Here is an 18220-nt window from a genome sequence, read left to right on the forward strand (position 1 = left end):
TGTGAAAAGGTTAAGTTTTTTTGAAATTTCCTCATTTTTCAATGAGGATTATATACCTATTAATCTGATAAGTGTAAAATATACTTATTTGGGAGGTAGGATATGGAAAAGGACGTGCAAGCGAAGATACACATAACTGAGGAGTACATTGGATTGTCAACACTAAATTAAACAACTTTTTTAAGGGATAATTTTTTATATTCTAGAGGACTTAAGTAGCCAAGAGTTCCATGAATTCTTAGCTTATTAAACCAGTTCACGTAGTCTCCAAATTCGAGAGTTAGCTGGGATAAGTTCGCAAATGTTTTTTGATTGGCGAACTCAGTCTTAATGATTTTAAAGGTCGCTTCCGCGACAGCGTTATCATATGGACAACCTTTCATACTAAGTGAACGGCCAATTTTAAACGTGGTTAACGTTTCATCAATTAGCTTGTTTTTAAATTCATTCCCTCGATCTGTGTGGAAGAGCTGAATATCATGAAGGTTTCCTTTGATGGATGCAAATGCGCGTGCCACAAGCTGGGCGTCCTTATTAGGTCCCGTACTAAAGCTAATAATTTCACGATTAAAGAGATCGACAAAGACACATATGTAATGCTATTTATTTTTGACTTTGACATATGTTAAGTCGCTGACCACTACTTTTTTCTCTTCTTCTTGTTGAAATTCCCGATTTAATTCGTTAGCCAGGACTGATTCGTTACATGAGGATTGCTGCGGTTTGTATTGGGCGACTGTATAAGATGATACAAGCCCCTGTTCTTTCATAATCCGGCCAATCCGGCGTCTGGAGACCGTGAGGTCGAGCTTCATTAACTCTACTTTAATCTTACGTGTTCCGTATACCTTACGGTTCTTTTCAAATATTTCTATAATGGCGTGTGTGACATCGTCTTCTGAGTTTCGTTCTTTTGATTCGTAGTAATAGGTGCTCCGCGATAGCTTCAGGACGTTACACATGGCTGATACCGAGTATTTGTCTTTGTTTCGTTTAATAACATTTACTTTCGTCCTAGTATCAGCGCTGCTTGCTTTAAAATATCATTCTCCATTTGTAACTGTTTCAATTCTTTTCGTAGTTTGATAAGCTCCTTTTCCTCGGGAGAACGGTTATCTTTTTCCTTAAAGGAACCTGTGTTTTCATTCTGTTGAATCCACCGATCTAAAGAAGAAGGAGTAAGTTCATATTCTTCAATAGAGCCTTTCGTGTTTTTCCGCTTTGATAGAGTTGAATCATCTGTTTTTTAAATTCGGAAGTGAATGTACGGCGTTCTCTTTTCGTCATTTTGAATGCTCCCTTATCTGTAGTAAGTTAAGTGTAGCTGCCCTTAAAATATCTGTCCAGATAAGTGTAGACGATTCACACTATAGGTAGTTAGTGTATAGATAATTTTTAAAAAAACAATACAAAAGTATTAGATTAATATGGTAAAATTGCAAAATATGTGAATTTTAGGGGGGATATAAATGAAAAAATTATTATTAACTGGTTTAGTTGTATCTGTAGGTTTATTAGCAGGATGTGGGGAAGAAAAACCAACTGATACAGTTGACGAGTTTTTAACAGCATTCCAAAAAAGCGACTTTGAAAAAGCCGGGAAACAAATAGATGAAGGGTTGGAAGAATTACAATCAGAAGAAGAATCCATGAGCAGTGAGAAGTTTCTAAAAGCAATCGGAAAAGATTATAAGTTCGAGAAGCCTGAAGAGGTGTCTAGTGAGGGAGATAAGGCTAAGGTTAAGGTTGAAATTACATCAGTTGATATCGGAGTCGCAGCAACAGCCGCAATTGCTGAAGTAATGCCAGTAGCGTTTGCAACTGCATTTGATGAAGATTCAGAAAAGGCCGATAAAGCTATGGAAGGTTTAATGGAATCATCGATGATTAAACATATAAAGTCAGAGGATACACCAAGGGTTACTCGTGAGGTTACGTTAAACCTTAAGAAGAATAAAGATGGCGAATATAAGATCGTATCTGATGATAACTTTAAAGAGGCTATATTAGCGAACTTTGATCAAGTTGAGGATGCTTTTGGGGACGGTGCAGAAGAAACTGAAGCTGCTGAGAATCAACCAGAACAAAAAGTTGAAGTGTTACGTGAGATAGCTAAAGACAAAGAGTATGATGCAAATCCAATTAAATTTAAAATTGAAGAAATCTCTTTTAAAAAGGTATCTAATGTGAGTGTTGATGAGCAAGATAGAATCTCCATGTATACGGAAAAAGAAGTCGGAGATGAATTTCAATATCTATATATTAAATCACATGCTGAAAACACATCTGATGAAGACTACAGCTTCCAAAACATTCAAGAAGTTACTGTATTCGCTAACGGTAAACAAGAAACAGTAGATTCATTGAACTATGATTTTATCGATTCTGATGAAGGTGAAGATGATAATTATTATGGTAAGGTCAATAAAGAAAGTGAAGTAGGAGTGATTTTTAATACTCCTATAGAGGATATTGAAAAGATTAGACTTCAAATCAGTCCATCAAACGATGAGAACTTTGAAAATGGAGTAGATCCTCAAGTAGCTGAATTTGAAGTAAAGTAAACTAAACAAAACAATGGAATACACCTTAGCTCAAAAGAGGGGAAATTCATGAGTTAAAACGCAAGCTACAATTGTATTATTCACAATAAATTACCTTTTATACAAAAAACCACCAACAGTTTATTTTGATTGGTGGTTTTCTTCTGTTTGAATCAATTCAATTTCAAATAAGTCTTCTATAGATATCCCTAACGCTCTAGAAATTAAAACTGTATGAGTATCCTTGTGACTTTCTAATTTATCAAACCTTGAAATGTTTCCTTGAGGGATTCCTGTAAGTTCACTCAATTTAACTTGTGTCATTCCTCTTTCCTTCAATACTTTACCTAATCTTGGAGTAACCTTCACTGTAGTTTTCATTCTCATACAACCCCTTTTATTTACTTTTCTAAGTATACTATATCCTATATCGTCTTGGGTATAAAAAATAATTTTGAAAAGTTGTAATTTATTGTTTATATATTATATACTATATGGTATAGTTAGATTATCGGCAAGACGGACAACGAAAAAATCCAAACAAAAAACAGCCGAAAGGCAAAAGGGGATAAATAATATGACAACTCAAACAATTGAGGTTAAAAAGGTATTCGTAACTGACAACCAAGAGCAATGGATTGTATTTGAAGAAGAAATGCAAGCAGGATTCCAATACAAACTTGCTACTATTGACGACCTTCACGATTATGTAGCTGGAACTGGCGAAGTGTTTACATACAACGTAGAAACATCAGAGGGTGTGGTTCAATGGCATGAAGAACACTTTTCTTATGATTCTCCAGTTGACTACATCTGTGAATACAGGGTGATCAACTAATGAATAACTGATATCTTCCTTCCATTACTCTCGCCAATGATGTCCTCCCAGAAATTATCACAGCCACTGAGTTAGAGATTACCGAGTTAAAGAAGCAACTTGATAAATACGAAAGGAAAGGTAATAAAGAAGCTGCAAAAGTCACGGTGGAAGTGTTATTCGCTACAATGAGGAAGCTAACATCTTATGAGAAAATTCAAAAGAATCTTCCTAAACGTGGCAGGCAAGGGGATATTTATAACTTTGGAATACCAGAACGTGAAGTTGTATGAAAACAAGTTCTATAAGAAAAGAGCCTAAGTAGCAGTATTTACTTAGGCTCATGATAAGCATGCATTTCTAAAAAATATATTTAACTTCTTTATTGAAAATAGGACTTAGAAAAAATAAACAAACTGGAGAAACTACTAACAAAAGTTAGTAGTTAGATTTAAGAGTATTAATAGTATTTTAAGGTCTAAAATTGATCACATACTGCTCACATTTTTGCTCACAAAACTCGGACTATTTATCAACTTTTATTTATGATTTTTTCGATTAGTATTTGCAAATCATCCGGCCTATGAAACTCAATCGGCGAAACGCCTTTATCGAACTCTATCGTATCGGATTCTATCATTAATACATACTTCCCATTAATCTTGCCTAAATGGATGCTTTCGCCAAAATCAGCTAATAGTCCTTTAACAGATGTACTGCCAAGCTTCATTCGTAATTCGGCTTCAGGTGTATGCTCGACGATCTGGGCTGTGGCTTCGACGACCTGGTGGGTTTCAAGGCGTTCCTGAATTTCGCGTTTTTCGCTCGTTTCCCAGATTTCCAGGTCCTGTTCGAATTTCTGCAGTTCGTCACTGTTTTCTTCGAATTGTGCGGATACATGTTCATGGACCATGTGGATGACCTGGTTTTTCATGATTTCCGGCATCGATTCGCCATATTCGACGAATTTCAAGAAGTCCTCGAAGTAGCGGGCATGTGAGGCCTGGTGGATTTTCAGTTCGGCTTCTTCGACCATTCCTTCTTCGGGCATGTAGGGGTATTGAATGGATTTCATATTTTTAGTGGTGATTGCCATTTCAACGTGCCTAATCAGGGTCCGTTCATCCGAAATGGAAGCAACTTTCGGCTCGAAATCACATTTTAATAAGAAAACGAATGGTTCATCGAGATATTTCGATAATTTAGCCGATGCGATTATGAAGACACCGCCACGGACGGCACTTGTATCAATATAAGACCGCGTGAATTGTTCATTTTCCTCTTGGAATTCTTCTTTCGTTTTAGCGTATCGAACTCGGTTAAATACATTGTAATTAGGGTTGGAATCAAGTGCATGTCCTTCTTCGACAATGAAAGAACCGATTTTCGTCGGTATTTGTTCAGTTTTTGGATGACGGTCCACTTTTCGTTTGGAAATCTTCATCAATTCCCCATCCAAAAAATCCTTTAGAGGACTTTCTTCGTATTCTTCAGTATCAAGGGTTTGAAAATGTTTAAAACGTTTATCAGCCTGATCGCCTTTTCCTTCGACTTGGATTAAATAAAAAGACAGATAGGTAATAGTAAAATCCATGAATGTCACCTTCTTCAATTATTAAGCATAATTCCCGTACTTTTTTAAGACTTAATAAGTATAGATATGTACGGTGATTCCGTCAAACTATTGGCGTGGAATAATAGAATAATTTTGGTATTTTATTTCAAAATAATACTTATAGAAAAATAGGGTTAATAATGTTAAAAATTCTACAAGACCAAAATAAAGGATTACAGGAAACACTCCAACATTCACTTTTAATAGATAATGAACTACTAAAGGGACTGCTGTTTTTATGTGAAAGAGTTCATACGTCATGTCTGATATTAGGTTTAGATAAAAATATATTTAAAGTAGTTTAAGATTAACAGCCTTTATGTCGAAATAGTATATATGGGTAGATAAATTGGAGGGCAATTCAATCATGAAAAGTATATGGAGAAACAGACAAAAGATAGATGCTATAGACTATATGCAATTTAAGGAACAAGTCGGTATAAATATCACTGAATTTCCGAGTGTATTGACTCAAGTGGACATGATTCATTTGACGATCGGGGATTTATGTATTATTCGGTCTTTACAAGATGAAGTAAAAGAACATTTGAGTCAAATTATAGAAAATTTTTATAAAAATCTAAAAAATGAATCTTCTTTAATGAAAATCATTTCGGACAATAGTTCTGTTGATAGGTTGAAAAAGACGCTGCATCGTCATATGTTCGAAATGTTCAGTGGTACAATTGATGATGCGTATATCAAACAGCGTTATGTCATCGCACAAGTACATGTGCGAATTGGGCTGCAGCCAAAATGGTATATGAGCGCTTTTCAAGATTTACTGCAATCATTAATCATTCATGTAATTTCCAATATAAAAAATACTGAGCAATATCAGGATAACATTCTGGCTATCACCAAAATTTTCAATTTAGAGCAGCAAATCGTTTTAGAGGCATATGAGCTTGAAAATGAAAAAGTTCGTATAAAAAACCAAGAAGAAAAAGAAACGATTAAAATTCAGGTGAATCATAATGCAGAAGAATTGGCAGCAATCAGTCAAGAGACAAGTTCAGCGACTCAATTTATGGCAAATAAGGTAGTCGAAATTCATGATTTCACTCAAACGGGTTCGGACATTGCGATACAGGCAGAGGGAAAATCAAATGAAGGCGTTGAACTGTTACAAGGATTAGAGAAAAGATTGGTAAAAACACAGGAGCAAATGACGCTCATCTCAAAAGATATGGAACAGCTATCCAATACATCAAAGGAAATCGGACGAATTGTCACGATAATCACTTCAATTGCAGAACAAACGAATTTGTTGGCATTGAATGCAGCCATTGAAGCTGCTAGAGCGGGTGAAAATGGTAGAGGATTTGCGGTTGTAGCCGGTGAGGTAAGGAAGCTTTCGGAAAATACCAAAGAATCAATTTCGGAAGTAGTGAAACTCGTTAATGGCATTGCTCATTTTACCAATGTTATGAATACATCTATTTCAATTGTTAGCGGGGAGATTACTAAAGGCACGGAACAAGGAAAAGAAACGAGCATATTTTTTACCGATATAGCAAAGGCCATGCTTTCGGTAAAAGAACAGAATATTAAAATCACCAAGGAAATGACTGAACTGAATGTTATTTTCGATGAAATTAATGAAGCGTTCAATCAAGTGGCCGTTTCCTCGGATCAATTGACTCAATTGACGATGAACTTGTAGGGAGTTCAAAAGGTTTGTTTGAAGGAACGTCTTAACGTGACTTATGTGATAGTATTTTATATTTTAATAAACAACTCGATAGAATATTTTGATCAAAAAGCCTTAAAGCGATTATGGAATAAGGGGATCATTTCATTACTTATCCGGCTGTTTAATTAATCTCTTGAAATAATATAAGTTTAATGTTATATTAATAAAGCGATGAGCTAATTTGTGTAAGCCGAAGAACAAGCTTTTAGCTAAACGTCGGGATGTGGCCTGACGGTTCTACGCCTCAAACGCATCAAAGACGCCTGCTGCGTGCAGGCGTCTTTTTCATTTTTGCGATTCTTTTCTTGCAGCTTGAACGTCATCCTTGAATTCCTCTTGAATTTCTTCTGTTATTCCCTTTGTTGCATCCTTGAACTCCCGAAGCGATGTGCCAACTGCCCGTCCGATTTGAGGAAGCTTATTCGGTCCAAAAACAATTAAAGCTAAAATAAAGATTAAAATTAAACCGGGAAAACCAATGTTTGAAAGCATTACTATTCACTCCAATCAAATCTGATAGTTAATATTATAGACTCCTGACAAGTATTTGCAAATGTTATCTACTATTTATTGTAATGTTCAACATCATAAATTAGACGTCCGTAAGGCAAGCATTTTAAATTTATTCTTTCCTATTTTAACTTGCTCATTAAATCTAATATATTTCCTACCTACCTTAGCCAATGCCATATATAATTTAATTTGTGTAGAGTGCCGCTATTGGTTTTTGCTCTATAGGACTGCAGCTAATTTCGCTTGTGTAACATGAAAAATTTTATTGCTTGGAAATGATTAAACTTGCAAGATTGAAGATATTTAGGTATTATAACTATACAAGCTGCGTTGTTCGTAATGATAATTAAGTTTTAACCTTTAAGCTGTAATAGGGAGTTTTACATTGAAACAGGAATGTTATGCCTCGTCACTGACTTGGACAACAGGATTTTTTCTGCAAACACCCACTTTGAGGAGTGGTGGTTTAAAACTTTCTTACTTGAATACGGCAATAGCGGCTTATATTTTTAAAATTAGAAACCAGTTCCGATTAGGGGCTGGTTTTTTGCTGTTTTTACTAATGTTCGGAGCGTTGTAGATAGTTGCACTTATGGTTATTATCTTAAAATGTAAGGATCACGCATTTATGAATAATATGTGAAAGATTTTATTCCTGATAATTAGCTATTATAATAATAATTAGATAACTAAGTTCATTATTAATATAAAATGATGGTGAGTCGATATTTTTAAAGGAATACGTAAGCGCTTTCATTCAGATGGAATTACTGCAGTCACCTAGGGAGGAGTATATTTTACGGCTAGTATTAACACAACCGAGGTAATTAGCAACAGTAAATTTAACCGTTTGCATTTCAGGTTGCTGGCATGGTGTTTTATAATAATCCTTTTTAATGGCTATGATCTTGTCGTTTACGGAACGGGCGTCCCGGTATTGACGGAGGAGTGGAACCTAACTTCCGTGGAAAGGGGGAGCTATCATAGGCACGCTTGTCATCGCTAAACTTTGTGATCGTTATGGATCCAAGAAAATGCTTGTGCCGATGTATGCGCTAGGGGCAGTTAGTTTGACGCTATTGGGAATGGGCAGAAGTTCCTTCGTGATTTACACATTGGTAGCGATTGCAGGTGCCAGTACCATTGGTGCCCAAAACCTTGTACAAGCCTATGTTTCCCAGTACTATCCACCAAATATTAGATCGACTGCATTAGGGGTGGCATCTGGAATCGGAAGGATCGGCGGTATGCTTGGACCTATACTCGGCGGATTTTAATTGTCCATCTCGCTGCCCATCCAATTGAATTTCATTGCCTTTGCCATTCCAGGTCTGATTGCAGCGGTTGCTTTATCATTCGTTCCAGTGAAAATGGCTTATTACAAAAATAGTCATTCGGAACGAAATGAAGAAATAGTGGTAGAATCCGATAAAATAAGTGCCTTGTAAAAGTTAAATGCATGAAATAGAAGTGCGGCGATACCCTCACTGTCATTTCATGCTTATTCGTTTTAAAGGGCTTTCTGTTGGGGGAGTCATGATTCCGGTATTTACACGTTTTATTGTCGATTTTGGTGGAATTGTTCGACCTGACAACAGAGGGATACGATCGAAAGGATAAAGTTTCTTAAATGTTCATAATTTCGCAATGCGAGTCATTCCATTATATAAAGAATAAATGTTAGAATGATTATACGGATAATTAATTCCTCCTTGAAGTGGAGCGAACTAGAAATTAATCTCATCTTTTGAGAGGAGTCATTACTTTGAAGTTTTTAAAACACATAATTTTTTGGTTATGCATTATAGGGACATTATTCTCTATGATATATTTCTTCGTAGCGGAGATTCCGTTATATATTAAAATATTAGGCGCAGCAATCATCCTTTATCTTGGTTATGATCTAATAACAGAATCAAGAAAAAGAAAACGTAAGGAAGCCTTGGATTCTTAATATTATACTGGATGCTTAATATTATAATCGTAAACGCCCTCTTTTGATTAGAGGGCGTTTTTTATGCACCCAAGAAGGTGTCGGCAGAGTTGGGGAAATACTCACTCCTACTTTCTGCGGTGTCCTGCTTGATATGAAATTGTCATTGCAAGTTAATTTTTCAGCATCTGCCTTTTCATACATTATTTCAGCAGTGGCGATTTGGTTCAAAACAAGATAATTTCAGCAAAATAACTGCAAGCAAGCAGGAAAAGAAATTGCTCCAACGAACACCCAACTGAAATCAGCTAATAAGCTTGCTTTAAGGCATGAGAGAATTCTACAAAAAGGCGATCTAGCCTATAGGGTTGGGTGAAAAATTATTGAAGGGAGAAGGTTGGTAAAGATACTTGGATATAAGTAAAACGGTCAAACGCCTGGTGAAGATTTTTAGTGAGGAATTAAAGGGCATATGGCCATTTCACTTACTGTCTAGGACCCCATATAATCACTGAAACCCCGACTAAACAGATTGCAGCTCCAATCCAATCATACAGATCAGGAGTTTTCTTATCGATGCCCCATCCCCATAAAACCGATAAAACAATGAAAACCCCGCCATATGCAGCGTATACCCGTCCAAATGTAGGGAACGTTTGGAAAGTTGCAATGATACCGTATAACACCAGCCCGAACCCTCCGGCTAACCCCAGATAAATGGATTTACCCTCTCTTAACCAAATCCAAATTAGGTAGCCACCACCGATTTCGGCTAGGCCTGCCATAAGGAATATTATTGTAGTAACTAACATTTATGTATACCTCTCTTTCTCGTTGAATTTTATCATACTTAGCAATGTTCTAAAGTGTAGACTTTTGAAGAAAAGGTAAAAAATGACTCGAAAGTTACATGGGTCATCACCGTTAAAGCATGAAAATGATCCTTCTTTAATAAGATATTGTTATGCATGATTGATCTTTAAAGAATTTAAGCCATCATCATCTTTTAACTCTAACTTGGGTTGCAAGTCAGATGCAAAGGGTACTATACCTAAAAGGAAATATAGTAATCTAGTAGAGGAGTTGCATCCATGACATCCCGAACTTTTGCATACATTTTAGCCATATTTCATTCAAGTATTGTCGGCCTATCTTTCTTATTCACGAAAATGGCGATTGCAGAATCTAATCCGCTTGATACTTTGGCGTTCCGATTCACGGTTTCTTTCGTCATCATTTTATTCCTGGTCGCCTTTAAAGTCATTAAGGTGAACTATTCCTGGGACTCGGTTAAAAATCTGGTCCCGCTATCTTTGTTATTCCCCACTCTTTTCTTTGCCTTTCAAACTTTCGGACTTAAGTATTCGCAATCCACCGATGCTGGAATTCTGTCTGCCGTCATCCCAATTCTAACATTGATGATAGCTGGATATTTCCTAAAGGAGAAAACATCTTTATATCAAAAACTTTCGATTGTCTTGTCGGTAGTTGGGGTCATTTTTATTTTTGTGATGAAAGGGAGCACGATCAATTTTTCCGACATGCTTGGGATGGTGTTGATCCTGCTATCCTGTATTGCTACTGCATGTTATACAACGATGACCCGTTCGCTTGCCAAGGATTATACACCAGGTGAAATGTCCTTTTTCATGATGGGAACAGGCTTTGTCATTTTTAACGTTACCGCGCTTGTTACCCATTTAAAACAAGGAACGATGGCGGAATTCTTTACACCATGGTCAAGCATGGAATTCATCAGTTCCATTTTGTATTTGGGAATATTGGCTTCATTGGTCACTTCGCTATTATCCAATACGATTTTATCAAAAATCAAAGCATCTCAAATGAGTGTGTTCGCAAATCTTTCCACTGTTATCACGATTGCGGCAGGAGCTCTCATTCTAAATGAAAAGATTACAATCTACGATATATTGGGGTCGATACTAATCATTTTAGGTGTAATAGGCACGAATTATTTGGGTGTGAAGAAAGAGCATTCAATAAAAGTGAAGCTTGAATATAATGAGGGGAAAATGTGAAATGAATAAAAATGGTCCTTCTTAGTAGGAATGGATCATTCAAACTGTAGACAAACTCGAAAATCGAGTTTGTCTAAGTTTTTTATGGCTTGTACAATCAAGCACTCGCTTTCTGCGGACGGTCCGCCCTCGGAAAGCAAGTCCGGGGTCTTCTTAGATGCGCTTTTTTAAACAGGAGTCTCGCACACCCGTTCCAATCAATTTTGTTACAAAATTTAGGGGTTGAGGGTATTGCTTTGAGTCAGTTGGTTCGGAAACATCATTTGATGAAAGATACGTTTTCCGACCCCCTTTTTTCTACAAACCGAATGGATCATTTTCATTTCCACCATATTTTTTGAGGGAAATCTGTTGAACCGATCAATACTTGCTCGCCCAGTTGAGGTGTGCAGACTTGGACGCCAAGATCATTGGCAGCTTTTGTTACCCGTTCTATCGGATCTGTCCAATCATGAAAAGACAATGTGAACCCAGCCCAATGAATGGGAATCATCAGTTTTCCTTGTACATCGATGTGTGCTTGAACAGTTTCCTCAGGTATCATATGGATGGTTGACCAGCGCTCATCATATTGGCCGCATTCCATTAAAGTTAAATCAAAAGGACCGTATTTTTCGCCGATTTCTTTAAAATGGCTACCATATCCACTATCGCCGCTGAAAAATACCTTTTCACGTTTTCCGTTCATTACCCAAGAACACCATAGTGTCGCATTGCCATCGGTTAAACTCCGTCCAGAAAAATGCCTTGCAGGTGTACAAACAAATTTCAAATCCTTGAATGAAACTTCATCCCACCAATTATGTTCCTGGATCAGTTCTTGTTTAATGCCCCATCTTTCAAGGTGTCCACCGACCCCCAGTGGAACAATGAACTGACCGACCTTATCTTTTATTTTCTTTATTGTGAAATAGTCCAGATGATCGTAATGGTCATGTGAGAGCAGGACGGCATCGATAGGAGGCAGTGAATCCAAATCAATAGGCAATTCCCCGCTAAAGCGCTTGTTCCCAAACCAAGGAAACGGAGTGGGTGCTTTACCAAACATCGGATCCACTAAAATGGTTTTCCCATCCAACTCCAACATGAATGCTGAATGACCAAACCAGGTGATTTTATTGGAATTCACAGATACAGGTTCTTTTGTTTCAATTCTGATTGGATGGTCTGGCCTCCTTTTTGGGTTGCCTTTTATGTAATCCCGTAAAATGGAAGCGGTATGTTTAAGACTCATCGCTTGACTAGCAGGGATCTGATTGTGGAATTTTCCATTGGCAAAATTCTCTTTAGTAGTGAAACTTCGCATTTTTTCTTTGTTTGTCCGCCTTCCTAGCGGAGGATAGAGGTTAAGGACGAGTAACACTAATATAAAAGAAGAAATGATGACCTTTATAATTTTCAGCATGAATTATGTTCCTCCCATATTAATCAGACCTTTCGTTAACTTATCATATCACAGAATTTGTATGGTTATTTACTAACGATATCCCACAAGAAAATGATATAGATTTACCCTCCTGGCGAAATCGGTGATCCATATAGTGGAAATTCACTTTTGAAGGAGTGTTTTGAAAACTCATGACAAGTGTTTAAGTTTCACCCGTCCCAGGCAGGGAAAAGGGGGATATATAATGAATAATATAGAGAGCGGATACGGGATATAACAGCCGTATGAAGGGTAGGGGGATAATACGATTGTTAATGTTTTTCAGAGTCTTTGTATGGGTAGTATTTATTGCTTTATTAGCATATGTCATTCTTTCTTGGAAATATAAAGATAAGGTAAGCAAAAGGATTGAAGCGATTCGAAAAACCTGGTATGTCATTTTTATACTAGGAGCATTGATTTATTGGAATTTCTATCCGATGAGTATATTTAACGAATGGAAAAACTTCTTGATTATGGCTATTGTATTTATCCTGATTGATATGTTTGTGTTCCTTAGCATGTATATATCCAAAATTGGCGATAATGAACTGTCCTATGCAACAAAAGCCGTTGCGGAAAGTGACAAACTTTTAACGGATAATAGGGAAAAGGTCAAGAATATGTTTCACCTCCTTAAAAAAGAAGGGATTCCTGAGTATTATCAAACGAATAAGGAATACTTGGCTTATTTGAGCATTCTCCTTCAAGCTTATGCCGCAAAAGAAGGGATGAACGTGAAAATTCTCCCTTTCAAAACGGAACAGGACAAGCAATTGGTGATAAATGGGCATCCGAACTTGAATGGCAGTACCATTCGTGCTACATTGGAAAGAGAAGATACGTATTATAATGATGAAGAAAAAATGGCTCTGCAGCCAGTAAGTATATTGATGGAACCCTATATCCTTGACGTTAAATCAGAAAGCTTCGTTTCAGAAGTCGATTGTTTATTAATAGCATTATTAATCATGATGTTCGATATGGTCATAAAACAAAACCCAGGTGGTGAAGATAAATGAGCATTTATGATAAAGCTGGCAGTGAAGTGTCAGTTGCCGTAATCAAACCACAGGTGAAAATACCCGATGTAGGTTTGAGTCCCCATACTAAAAAGGTGATGAAACAAAACGAACGCATTATCTTGAAACAAAAAGAAAAAGCTGCACGCTTCTGCCGCTTAAAAAGTGTTTTATAAGAATCAGGGCAGAGGTTTTCCTTTGCCTTATGATATTTAATGGAAAGCCCGCATATACTATTCAAAATAAAAGAATAGGAAGGGTCTTTCAGGATATGAACAAAAAACCCGAGAGAGTTAACATCCCGGCCCCCTCGGCTTCACCATCCGAGAAACGGATACATAAGGAAAATGCTGATCTGCTCAAGCTTTTGCAAAGGCTGAAAGCTAAACGTTGGATTTTTTTAAGGTAAAAGTCAAAGCCAGTCTCTAAGGAGAACTGGTTTTTTTATTTTTCAGGAAAATCACAGCGGGTGAAAGTATTGAATATTCTTTCGACCTAACTCTTTAGCTGTATACATCGTACGATCAGCTTTTTTCAAAAGTGACTCCATTTCCGTACCATTATGAGGATAAAAGCTTATCCCTATGCTAGCTGAAACAAAATAATCATTTCCTATAATGGGAATGGGCATTGTGGATAATTGGTTCAATATTAATTCAGCGTTTTGCTGTGTGCTTTTCATTAAATTCTCACAATGCGATGGATGTAATAATACAATAAATTCATCTCCACCGATACGTGCCACATGACTCCCGCGGGGGACGGTTTGCAAAAGACATTCAGCCGCTTTTTTAATAACGCCGTCTCCAGCATCATGACCAAAGGAATCGTTGAAAAATTTAAAATGATCAAGATCGATGTAAAGAATGGCCATTTCATCGTTTGTTTTATCGTTATGAAAATCAAAATAATTAGAAATGAAGTGCCTATTATAAAGACCTGACAAAGGATCTCTGATTATCCCATCTTCAAGAATGAGGGTTTGACTAATCAAAGCTGCCAAAGACTTAATGAGTATCCGATCATACTCCTCAAAATCATAAGGTTTAATGTCGAATGCACATAATGTACCAATGATTTCACCCTCATTTATAAGGGGTGTTCCCATAAAACACCCATTCTCGATAAACTTCGTTACGGGGTGGCCACTAGTCAAATCATGTTTCTTTAAATTCGGAATAACGAGTGGTTCCAAGCCATTCTCAACAACTAATTTGCAATAAGCCATATTATAAGGAAGGATGTCACCTTCACAAATTAACTTTGCATTTCTATTGAAGGATTTGATCATAAAACTCTGTGTGGGATTCAATATCGAAAGAAAGAATGTATTGACATCAATGGTTTGGGCTAATAGCGCTAATACTTCTTTAGCCATGGAGTCAAAATTTTTATAATAATTGATATCTTGCTGAATCATTTTCAGGCTCCTCTTTTATCTTTAGTCTTTTTAGGTTTCTGGATGTTATTTCTCATATTGAACTAGAAAGACACAAAAGCGGAATCTGAATACCGTGACAGTCGCCAGGATTTCCACTAAACTCAATTAAGGGGTTGGATTCGTTTTATTGATGGATAATGTAATCGATAAGCTGACCGTTTAATGAGCTGTTTCTATTTTTCTTAGTTCAGTATGATTATCAGTCAGTTAAAAATTGACCCTTATTTTATTTTCGGCTATTTTTTAATATCATTAAATATCTTTTACCTGATTTCCAAATGGCTAATCGGTGTATTAGTTTCTGTATGCCGGTATGGGTATCACCTAATAACTAATATTTTCCTTTAAGTCAATAATCAGTCTATCTAACATGTATTATACTGTACGTGAAATGGCAAGAGTACCATTTCACGTACAAACTTAGTATCATTTATCATATTTAAAGGGTAAAGCAGCTTGGCATTTCTGCTCCTTGTCATGATTAAAGAAGCAAATGAATTACCTAGATAAAACGAAGAGTATCTCGCTCATTTAAAAAAATGTTTTGGAGAGGATAAAAGGTAAGAATAAAGTACATACAGGATAATTCAAAAGGGGATCATTATGGGAAAATTAGAAAGTATATATCCTATTGCTATAGACAATACAAAGGAAAAAATAATCCAGGATATGGATTATTATTTAGAGAATCAAGAGACGATGCCTTCGTTTGCAACATATATATCAGACAGGGTTTCTTTTATTGAGCAAATTTGGATCAATGTTTGGTTAAATAAAGCATCAAACGATGTGCCCAGGAAGGAAAAAAAGGTGTTTCTAAGCGAAAGGGGATTTGTAACGGAAGGTTCAGATCATAAGCTGATAAATAGCATGTTCCGGAACGAATTAAAGAAGTATCGTCCCTTTGATGCCTTATCGTGGATAAAAAAATCCTTTGCTGAAAATCAAGATGATTGGGAGAAGAGATATAAAAATGCAAGGGATAACTTTTCAAAGCGACAAAAAGAACAGTGGCTGGCTAAGCAACGATGGAAGATACGCGTTAGGCTTCAAGAAGAGGCCAATACTTTTTTTGAAAAAAACTCACTGCTTTTATATTTACATGTCAGGTATAATATTGCTGGAAATTTGGCAGCGGATCTTAATAATAAACCTAAATTCCAATATGTCGATCCATACTTGCTTGAAGAACGATTGATTGAAGCGGGGGGATTTTTAGCATCCGAATACCTAATGGTCTCTGATTTTTTTGAAGAGCTGACAGGCGATATCCACTCGTTACTCGATTGGGGAAGGAACCATTTTGAGTATGAAAATTACTTCTACCGGTATGAAAGGTTAGTTTCGGATTTCATTCTGAAATTAGCCCCAGAAAAATACTTGAACCAATTACCTGTTGCACTGCATCATGATTTTTTGGAGTCATATGGGGAAAGGCTAACGGTTGAAGCCCTTCAAGGTATACTAAGGGATGAATTGGCTGATTTATCTCAGGCCTGTTTTGATGAACTTCAGGAAGAATACCTTTCTGATTTACTGAACCTTGTAGGAATTCCTTTTAATGAAACATTGCACGAAGAAATATTTGAAAAGGACGAGGCGAACAGAGAAAGAAGAAAAGCGGAAGTATTGGCAGAGCAGGCAAAGAAGCTGGCTGAAGAGCAAAGGATGATTGATGATATTATCGGAAAGGCCTATACTCCATCATTAGGGAAAAAAGTTAGATATGTTTTGCATATCGGAGAGACTAATACCGGGAAGACACATAAGGCCCTACAAAAAATGAAAGAAGCGGAAAGCGGTTTGTATCTGGCGCCCCTTAGACTGCTAGCCCTCGAAGTGTTTGATAAATTAAATGCGGATGGTGTTCCTTGTTCATTAAAAACCGGTGAAGAAGAAAAGGCAGTTGCGGGTGCTAATCATGTTTCCAGCACAGTCGAAATGTTTCATGAAAAAGACTACCATGAGGTAATCGTTATAGATGAAGCACAAATGATTGCCGATAAAGATCGAGGCTTTTCGTGGTTTAGGGCAATCACACAAGCAAATGCGAAAGAAGTACACATTATCGGAAGCAAGAATATCAAAATGATGCTTTTGAACCTTCTGAATGAAGCAGATTTAGAACTCCACGAATACAGACGTGAAATACCGCTCGAGGTGGAACAAAAGGAATTTGGATTGAAGTATACCAAAAAAGGGGATGCGCTCATTTGTTTTTCAAGAAGGCACGTACTGGAAACCGCATCCCGTCTAAAAGAGAGTGGACATAATGTCAGCATGATATACGGCAGTATGCCTCCTGAAAATAGAAAACGGCAAATAGAGCTATTCAATCGCGGTGAAACATCAGTGGTTGTAGCCACAGATGCAATAGGAATGGGATTGAACTTGCCAATCCGACGCATCGTCTTTCTTGAAAATGAAAAATTCGACGGGACTCGAAGAAGAAGATTGACTTCTCAAGAAATCAAACAAATCGCAGGCCGAGCAGGGAGAAAAGGGATTTATGATACTGGTAAGGTGGCATTTACAGCAGAGATTAAAATCATGAATAAGTTGCTGGAACAAGTAGATGAGCCAGTTCAGACCTTCACTATTGCCCCAACTTCGGCTGTGTTTGAACGTTTTCAAAAGTATTACAGGAATCTAGGAACATTTTTCGAAATGTGGGAGAGGTTCGAGCCTCCTAAAGGCACGAAAAAGGCATCACTTTCGGAAGAAAGGGAGCTTTACGAGCTTATACGGGATACTGAAATCGAAGCGCGTTTTTCCTTAATGGATTTATATGGATTCTTGCATATCCCTTTTTCAGCGAAAGAACCAAGTCTGATCAGGCAATGGCTGGAAACGGTCGAAGCGATTGCCGAGAGCAGTGATCTTCCTGAACCAATCATCAAGACCAGAAATCTGGAGGAATTGGAGCTTTCTTATAAAGCGATAGGCCTTCATCTATTATTTTTATATCGGATGGGTAAGAAGACTGAAACTGTTTATTGGGAGCGTATCCGTGAAGAAATCAGTGATGGCGTTCATGATCAGTTAAAAGACGAAATGTTGAATTATCAAAAAAAATGCAAGCGCTGTGGAAAAAAGTTGCCGGATGACTCTCGTTTTCATATATGTGATGCTTGTTACCACAGAGGCAGGAAGTCACAGAGATTCAATTAAACTG

14 protein-coding genes, 1 other RNA gene and 2 pseudogenes are annotated in these 18220 nt (G+C 37.0%); 10 read left to right on the plus strand and 7 right to left on the minus strand.

What is annotated here, in order from left to right; genetic code table 11:
* Window positions 1–167: 167 nt before the first annotated feature.
* A pseudogene (locus ACQKKK_RS15600) lies at window positions 168–1287 on the minus strand (IS3 family transposase).
* Window positions 1288–1469: 182 nt separating this feature from the next.
* Between ACQKKK_RS15600 and ACQKKK_RS15605 the strand changes: the two are divergent.
* Window positions 1470–2042, plus strand: a pseudogene (locus tag ACQKKK_RS15605) (hypothetical protein); the annotation flags it as partial.
* Window positions 2043–2684: 642 nt separating this feature from the next.
* Here the strand turns inward: ACQKKK_RS15605 and ACQKKK_RS15610 are convergent.
* Window positions 2685–2924: a helix-turn-helix transcriptional regulator gene (locus tag ACQKKK_RS15610; RefSeq protein WP_331261503.1), complete on the minus strand. Its 240-nt coding sequence runs from the start codon at window positions 2922–2924 to the stop codon at window positions 2685–2687.
* A gap of 196 nt (window positions 2925–3120) precedes the next feature.
* On the opposite strand from ACQKKK_RS15610, the gene ACQKKK_RS15615 reads away from it, so the two are divergent.
* Window positions 3121–3381 carry a hypothetical protein gene (locus ACQKKK_RS15615; RefSeq protein ID WP_061463133.1) on the plus strand — a complete coding sequence of 87 codons (261 nt, stop codon included), beginning with the start codon at window positions 3121–3123 and terminating at the stop codon, window positions 3379–3381.
* 511 nt (window positions 3382–3892) lie between these two features.
* Here the strand turns inward: ACQKKK_RS15615 and ACQKKK_RS15620 are convergent.
* Entirely contained in the window at window positions 3893–4954 is a 1062-nt protein-coding gene (locus ACQKKK_RS15620) for a DUF3900 domain-containing protein (protein ID WP_427617108.1), read from the minus strand.
* Between the two features lie 388 nt (window positions 4955–5342).
* On the opposite strand from ACQKKK_RS15620, the gene ACQKKK_RS15625 reads away from it, so the two are divergent.
* Window positions 5343–6641: a protoglobin domain-containing protein gene (locus tag ACQKKK_RS15625; RefSeq protein ID WP_427617110.1), complete on the plus strand. Its 1299-nt coding sequence runs from the start codon at window positions 5343–5345 to the stop codon at window positions 6639–6641.
* A 315-nt stretch (window positions 6642–6956) separates the two neighbouring features.
* On the opposite strand, the gene tatA is transcribed toward ACQKKK_RS15625, so the two are convergent.
* A complete protein-coding gene (gene tatA / locus ACQKKK_RS15630) occupies window positions 6957–7163 on the minus strand; it encodes a twin-arginine translocase TatA/TatE family subunit (protein ID WP_427617112.1) in 207 nt (68 codons plus the stop codon).
* A 340-nt stretch (window positions 7164–7503) separates the two neighbouring features.
* Between tatA and ssrS the strand changes: the two genes are divergently transcribed.
* From ssrS to ACQKKK_RS15645, 3 genes are all read left to right on the plus strand, one after another.
* Window positions 7504–7691: non-coding RNA, 6S RNA (gene ssrS, locus ACQKKK_RS15635), on the plus strand.
* A gap of 527 nt (window positions 7692–8218) precedes the next feature.
* Window positions 8219–8461 (plus strand): hypothetical protein, encoded by a 243-nt coding sequence (locus ACQKKK_RS15640; RefSeq protein WP_427617113.1) that lies wholly within the window; start codon window positions 8219–8221, stop codon window positions 8459–8461.
* Window positions 8462–8632: a hypothetical protein gene (locus ACQKKK_RS15645; protein WP_427617115.1), complete on the plus strand. Its 171-nt coding sequence runs from the start codon at window positions 8462–8464 to the stop codon at window positions 8630–8632. It begins immediately after the preceding gene.
* A 970-nt stretch (window positions 8633–9602) separates the two neighbouring features.
* Here the strand turns inward: ACQKKK_RS15645 and ACQKKK_RS15650 are convergent.
* Complete coding sequence (locus ACQKKK_RS15650; RefSeq protein ID WP_427617117.1) at window positions 9603–9929, minus strand: YnfA family protein; 327 nt, start codon at window positions 9927–9929, stop codon at window positions 9603–9605.
* A 279-nt stretch (window positions 9930–10208) separates the two neighbouring features.
* Here ACQKKK_RS15650 and ACQKKK_RS15655 point away from each other — a divergent pair, with 279 nt between their 5' ends.
* Window positions 10209–11156 carry a DMT family transporter gene (locus tag ACQKKK_RS15655; RefSeq protein WP_427617119.1) on the plus strand — a complete coding sequence of 316 codons (948 nt, stop codon included), beginning with the start codon at window positions 10209–10211 and terminating at the stop codon, window positions 11154–11156.
* 319 nt (window positions 11157–11475) lie between these two features.
* Here the strand turns inward: ACQKKK_RS15655 and ACQKKK_RS15660 are convergent, their stop codons facing one another.
* On the minus strand, window positions 11476–12561 hold the full coding sequence (locus ACQKKK_RS15660; protein ID WP_427617121.1) for an MBL fold metallo-hydrolase: 1086 nt from the start codon (window positions 12559–12561) through the stop codon (window positions 11476–11478).
* A 296-nt stretch (window positions 12562–12857) separates the two neighbouring features.
* On the opposite strand from ACQKKK_RS15660, the gene ACQKKK_RS15665 reads away from it, so the two are divergent.
* Both ACQKKK_RS15665 and ACQKKK_RS15670 read left to right on the plus strand, forming a co-directional pair.
* Entirely contained in the window at window positions 12858–13604 is a 747-nt protein-coding gene (locus ACQKKK_RS15665) for a type II toxin-antitoxin system SpoIISA family toxin (RefSeq protein WP_427617445.1), read from the plus strand.
* Window positions 13601–13780, plus strand: a complete 180-nt coding sequence (locus ACQKKK_RS15670; RefSeq protein ID WP_427617123.1) for a hypothetical protein — start codon at window positions 13601–13603, stop codon at window positions 13778–13780. Before ACQKKK_RS15665 ends, ACQKKK_RS15670 begins: the two co-directional genes overlap by 4 nt.
* 284 nt (window positions 13781–14064) lie before the next feature.
* On the opposite strand, the gene ACQKKK_RS15675 is transcribed toward ACQKKK_RS15670, so the two are convergent.
* Entirely contained in the window at window positions 14065–15024 is a 960-nt protein-coding gene (locus ACQKKK_RS15675; protein WP_427617125.1) for a sensor domain-containing diguanylate cyclase, read from the minus strand.
* 624 nt (window positions 15025–15648) lie between these two features.
* Between ACQKKK_RS15675 and ACQKKK_RS15680 the strand changes: the two genes are divergently transcribed.
* Complete coding sequence (locus tag ACQKKK_RS15680) at window positions 15649–18216, plus strand: DEAD/DEAH box helicase (protein WP_427617127.1); 2568 nt, start codon at window positions 15649–15651, stop codon at window positions 18214–18216.
* The last annotated feature ends 4 nt before the right edge of the window (window positions 18217–18220 follow it).

It is taken from the genome of Peribacillus sp. NPDC006672, from assembly GCF_050274955.1.
Lineage (GTDB): Bacteria > Bacillota > Bacilli > Bacillales > DSM-1321 > Peribacillus.

Bases quoted from the DNA above. Each gene is read 5' to 3' on its own strand.
- ACQKKK_RS15680 (WP_427617127.1), top strand. From the start codon at position 15,649: ATGGGAAAATTAGAAAGTATATATCCTATTGCTATAGACAATACAAAG.
- ACQKKK_RS15660 (WP_427617121.1), bottom strand. From the start codon at position 12,561: ATGCTGAAAATTATAAAGGTCATCATTTCTTCTTTTATATTAGTGTTA.
- ACQKKK_RS15655 (WP_427617119.1), top strand. From the start codon at position 10,209: ATGACATCCCGAACTTTTGCATACATTTTAGCCATATTTCATTCAAGT.
- ACQKKK_RS15615 (WP_061463133.1), top strand. From the start codon at position 3,121: ATGACAACTCAAACAATTGAGGTTAAAAAGGTATTCGTAACTGACAAC.
- ACQKKK_RS15640 (WP_427617113.1), top strand. From the start codon at position 8,219: ATGCTTGTGCCGATGTATGCGCTAGGGGCAGTTAGTTTGACGCTATTG.
- tatA (WP_427617112.1), bottom strand. From the start codon at position 7,163: ATGCTTTCAAACATTGGTTTTCCCGGTTTAATTTTAATCTTTATTTTA.
- ACQKKK_RS15665 (WP_427617445.1), top strand. From the start codon at position 12,858: ATGTTTTTCAGAGTCTTTGTATGGGTAGTATTTATTGCTTTATTAGCA.
- ACQKKK_RS15625 (WP_427617110.1), top strand. From the start codon at position 5,343: ATGAAAAGTATATGGAGAAACAGACAAAAGATAGATGCTATAGACTAT.
- ACQKKK_RS15670 (WP_427617123.1), top strand. From the start codon at position 13,601: ATGAGCATTTATGATAAAGCTGGCAGTGAAGTGTCAGTTGCCGTAATC.
- ACQKKK_RS15675 (WP_427617125.1), bottom strand. From the start codon at position 15,024: ATGATTCAGCAAGATATCAATTATTATAAAAATTTTGACTCCATGGCT.
- ACQKKK_RS15610 (WP_331261503.1), bottom strand. From the start codon at position 2,924: ATGAAAACTACAGTGAAGGTTACTCCAAGATTAGGTAAAGTATTGAAG.
- ACQKKK_RS15650 (WP_427617117.1), bottom strand. From the start codon at position 9,929: ATGTTAGTTACTACAATAATATTCCTTATGGCAGGCCTAGCCGAAATC.
- ACQKKK_RS15620 (WP_427617108.1), bottom strand. From the start codon at position 4,954: ATGGATTTTACTATTACCTATCTGTCTTTTTATTTAATCCAAGTCGAA.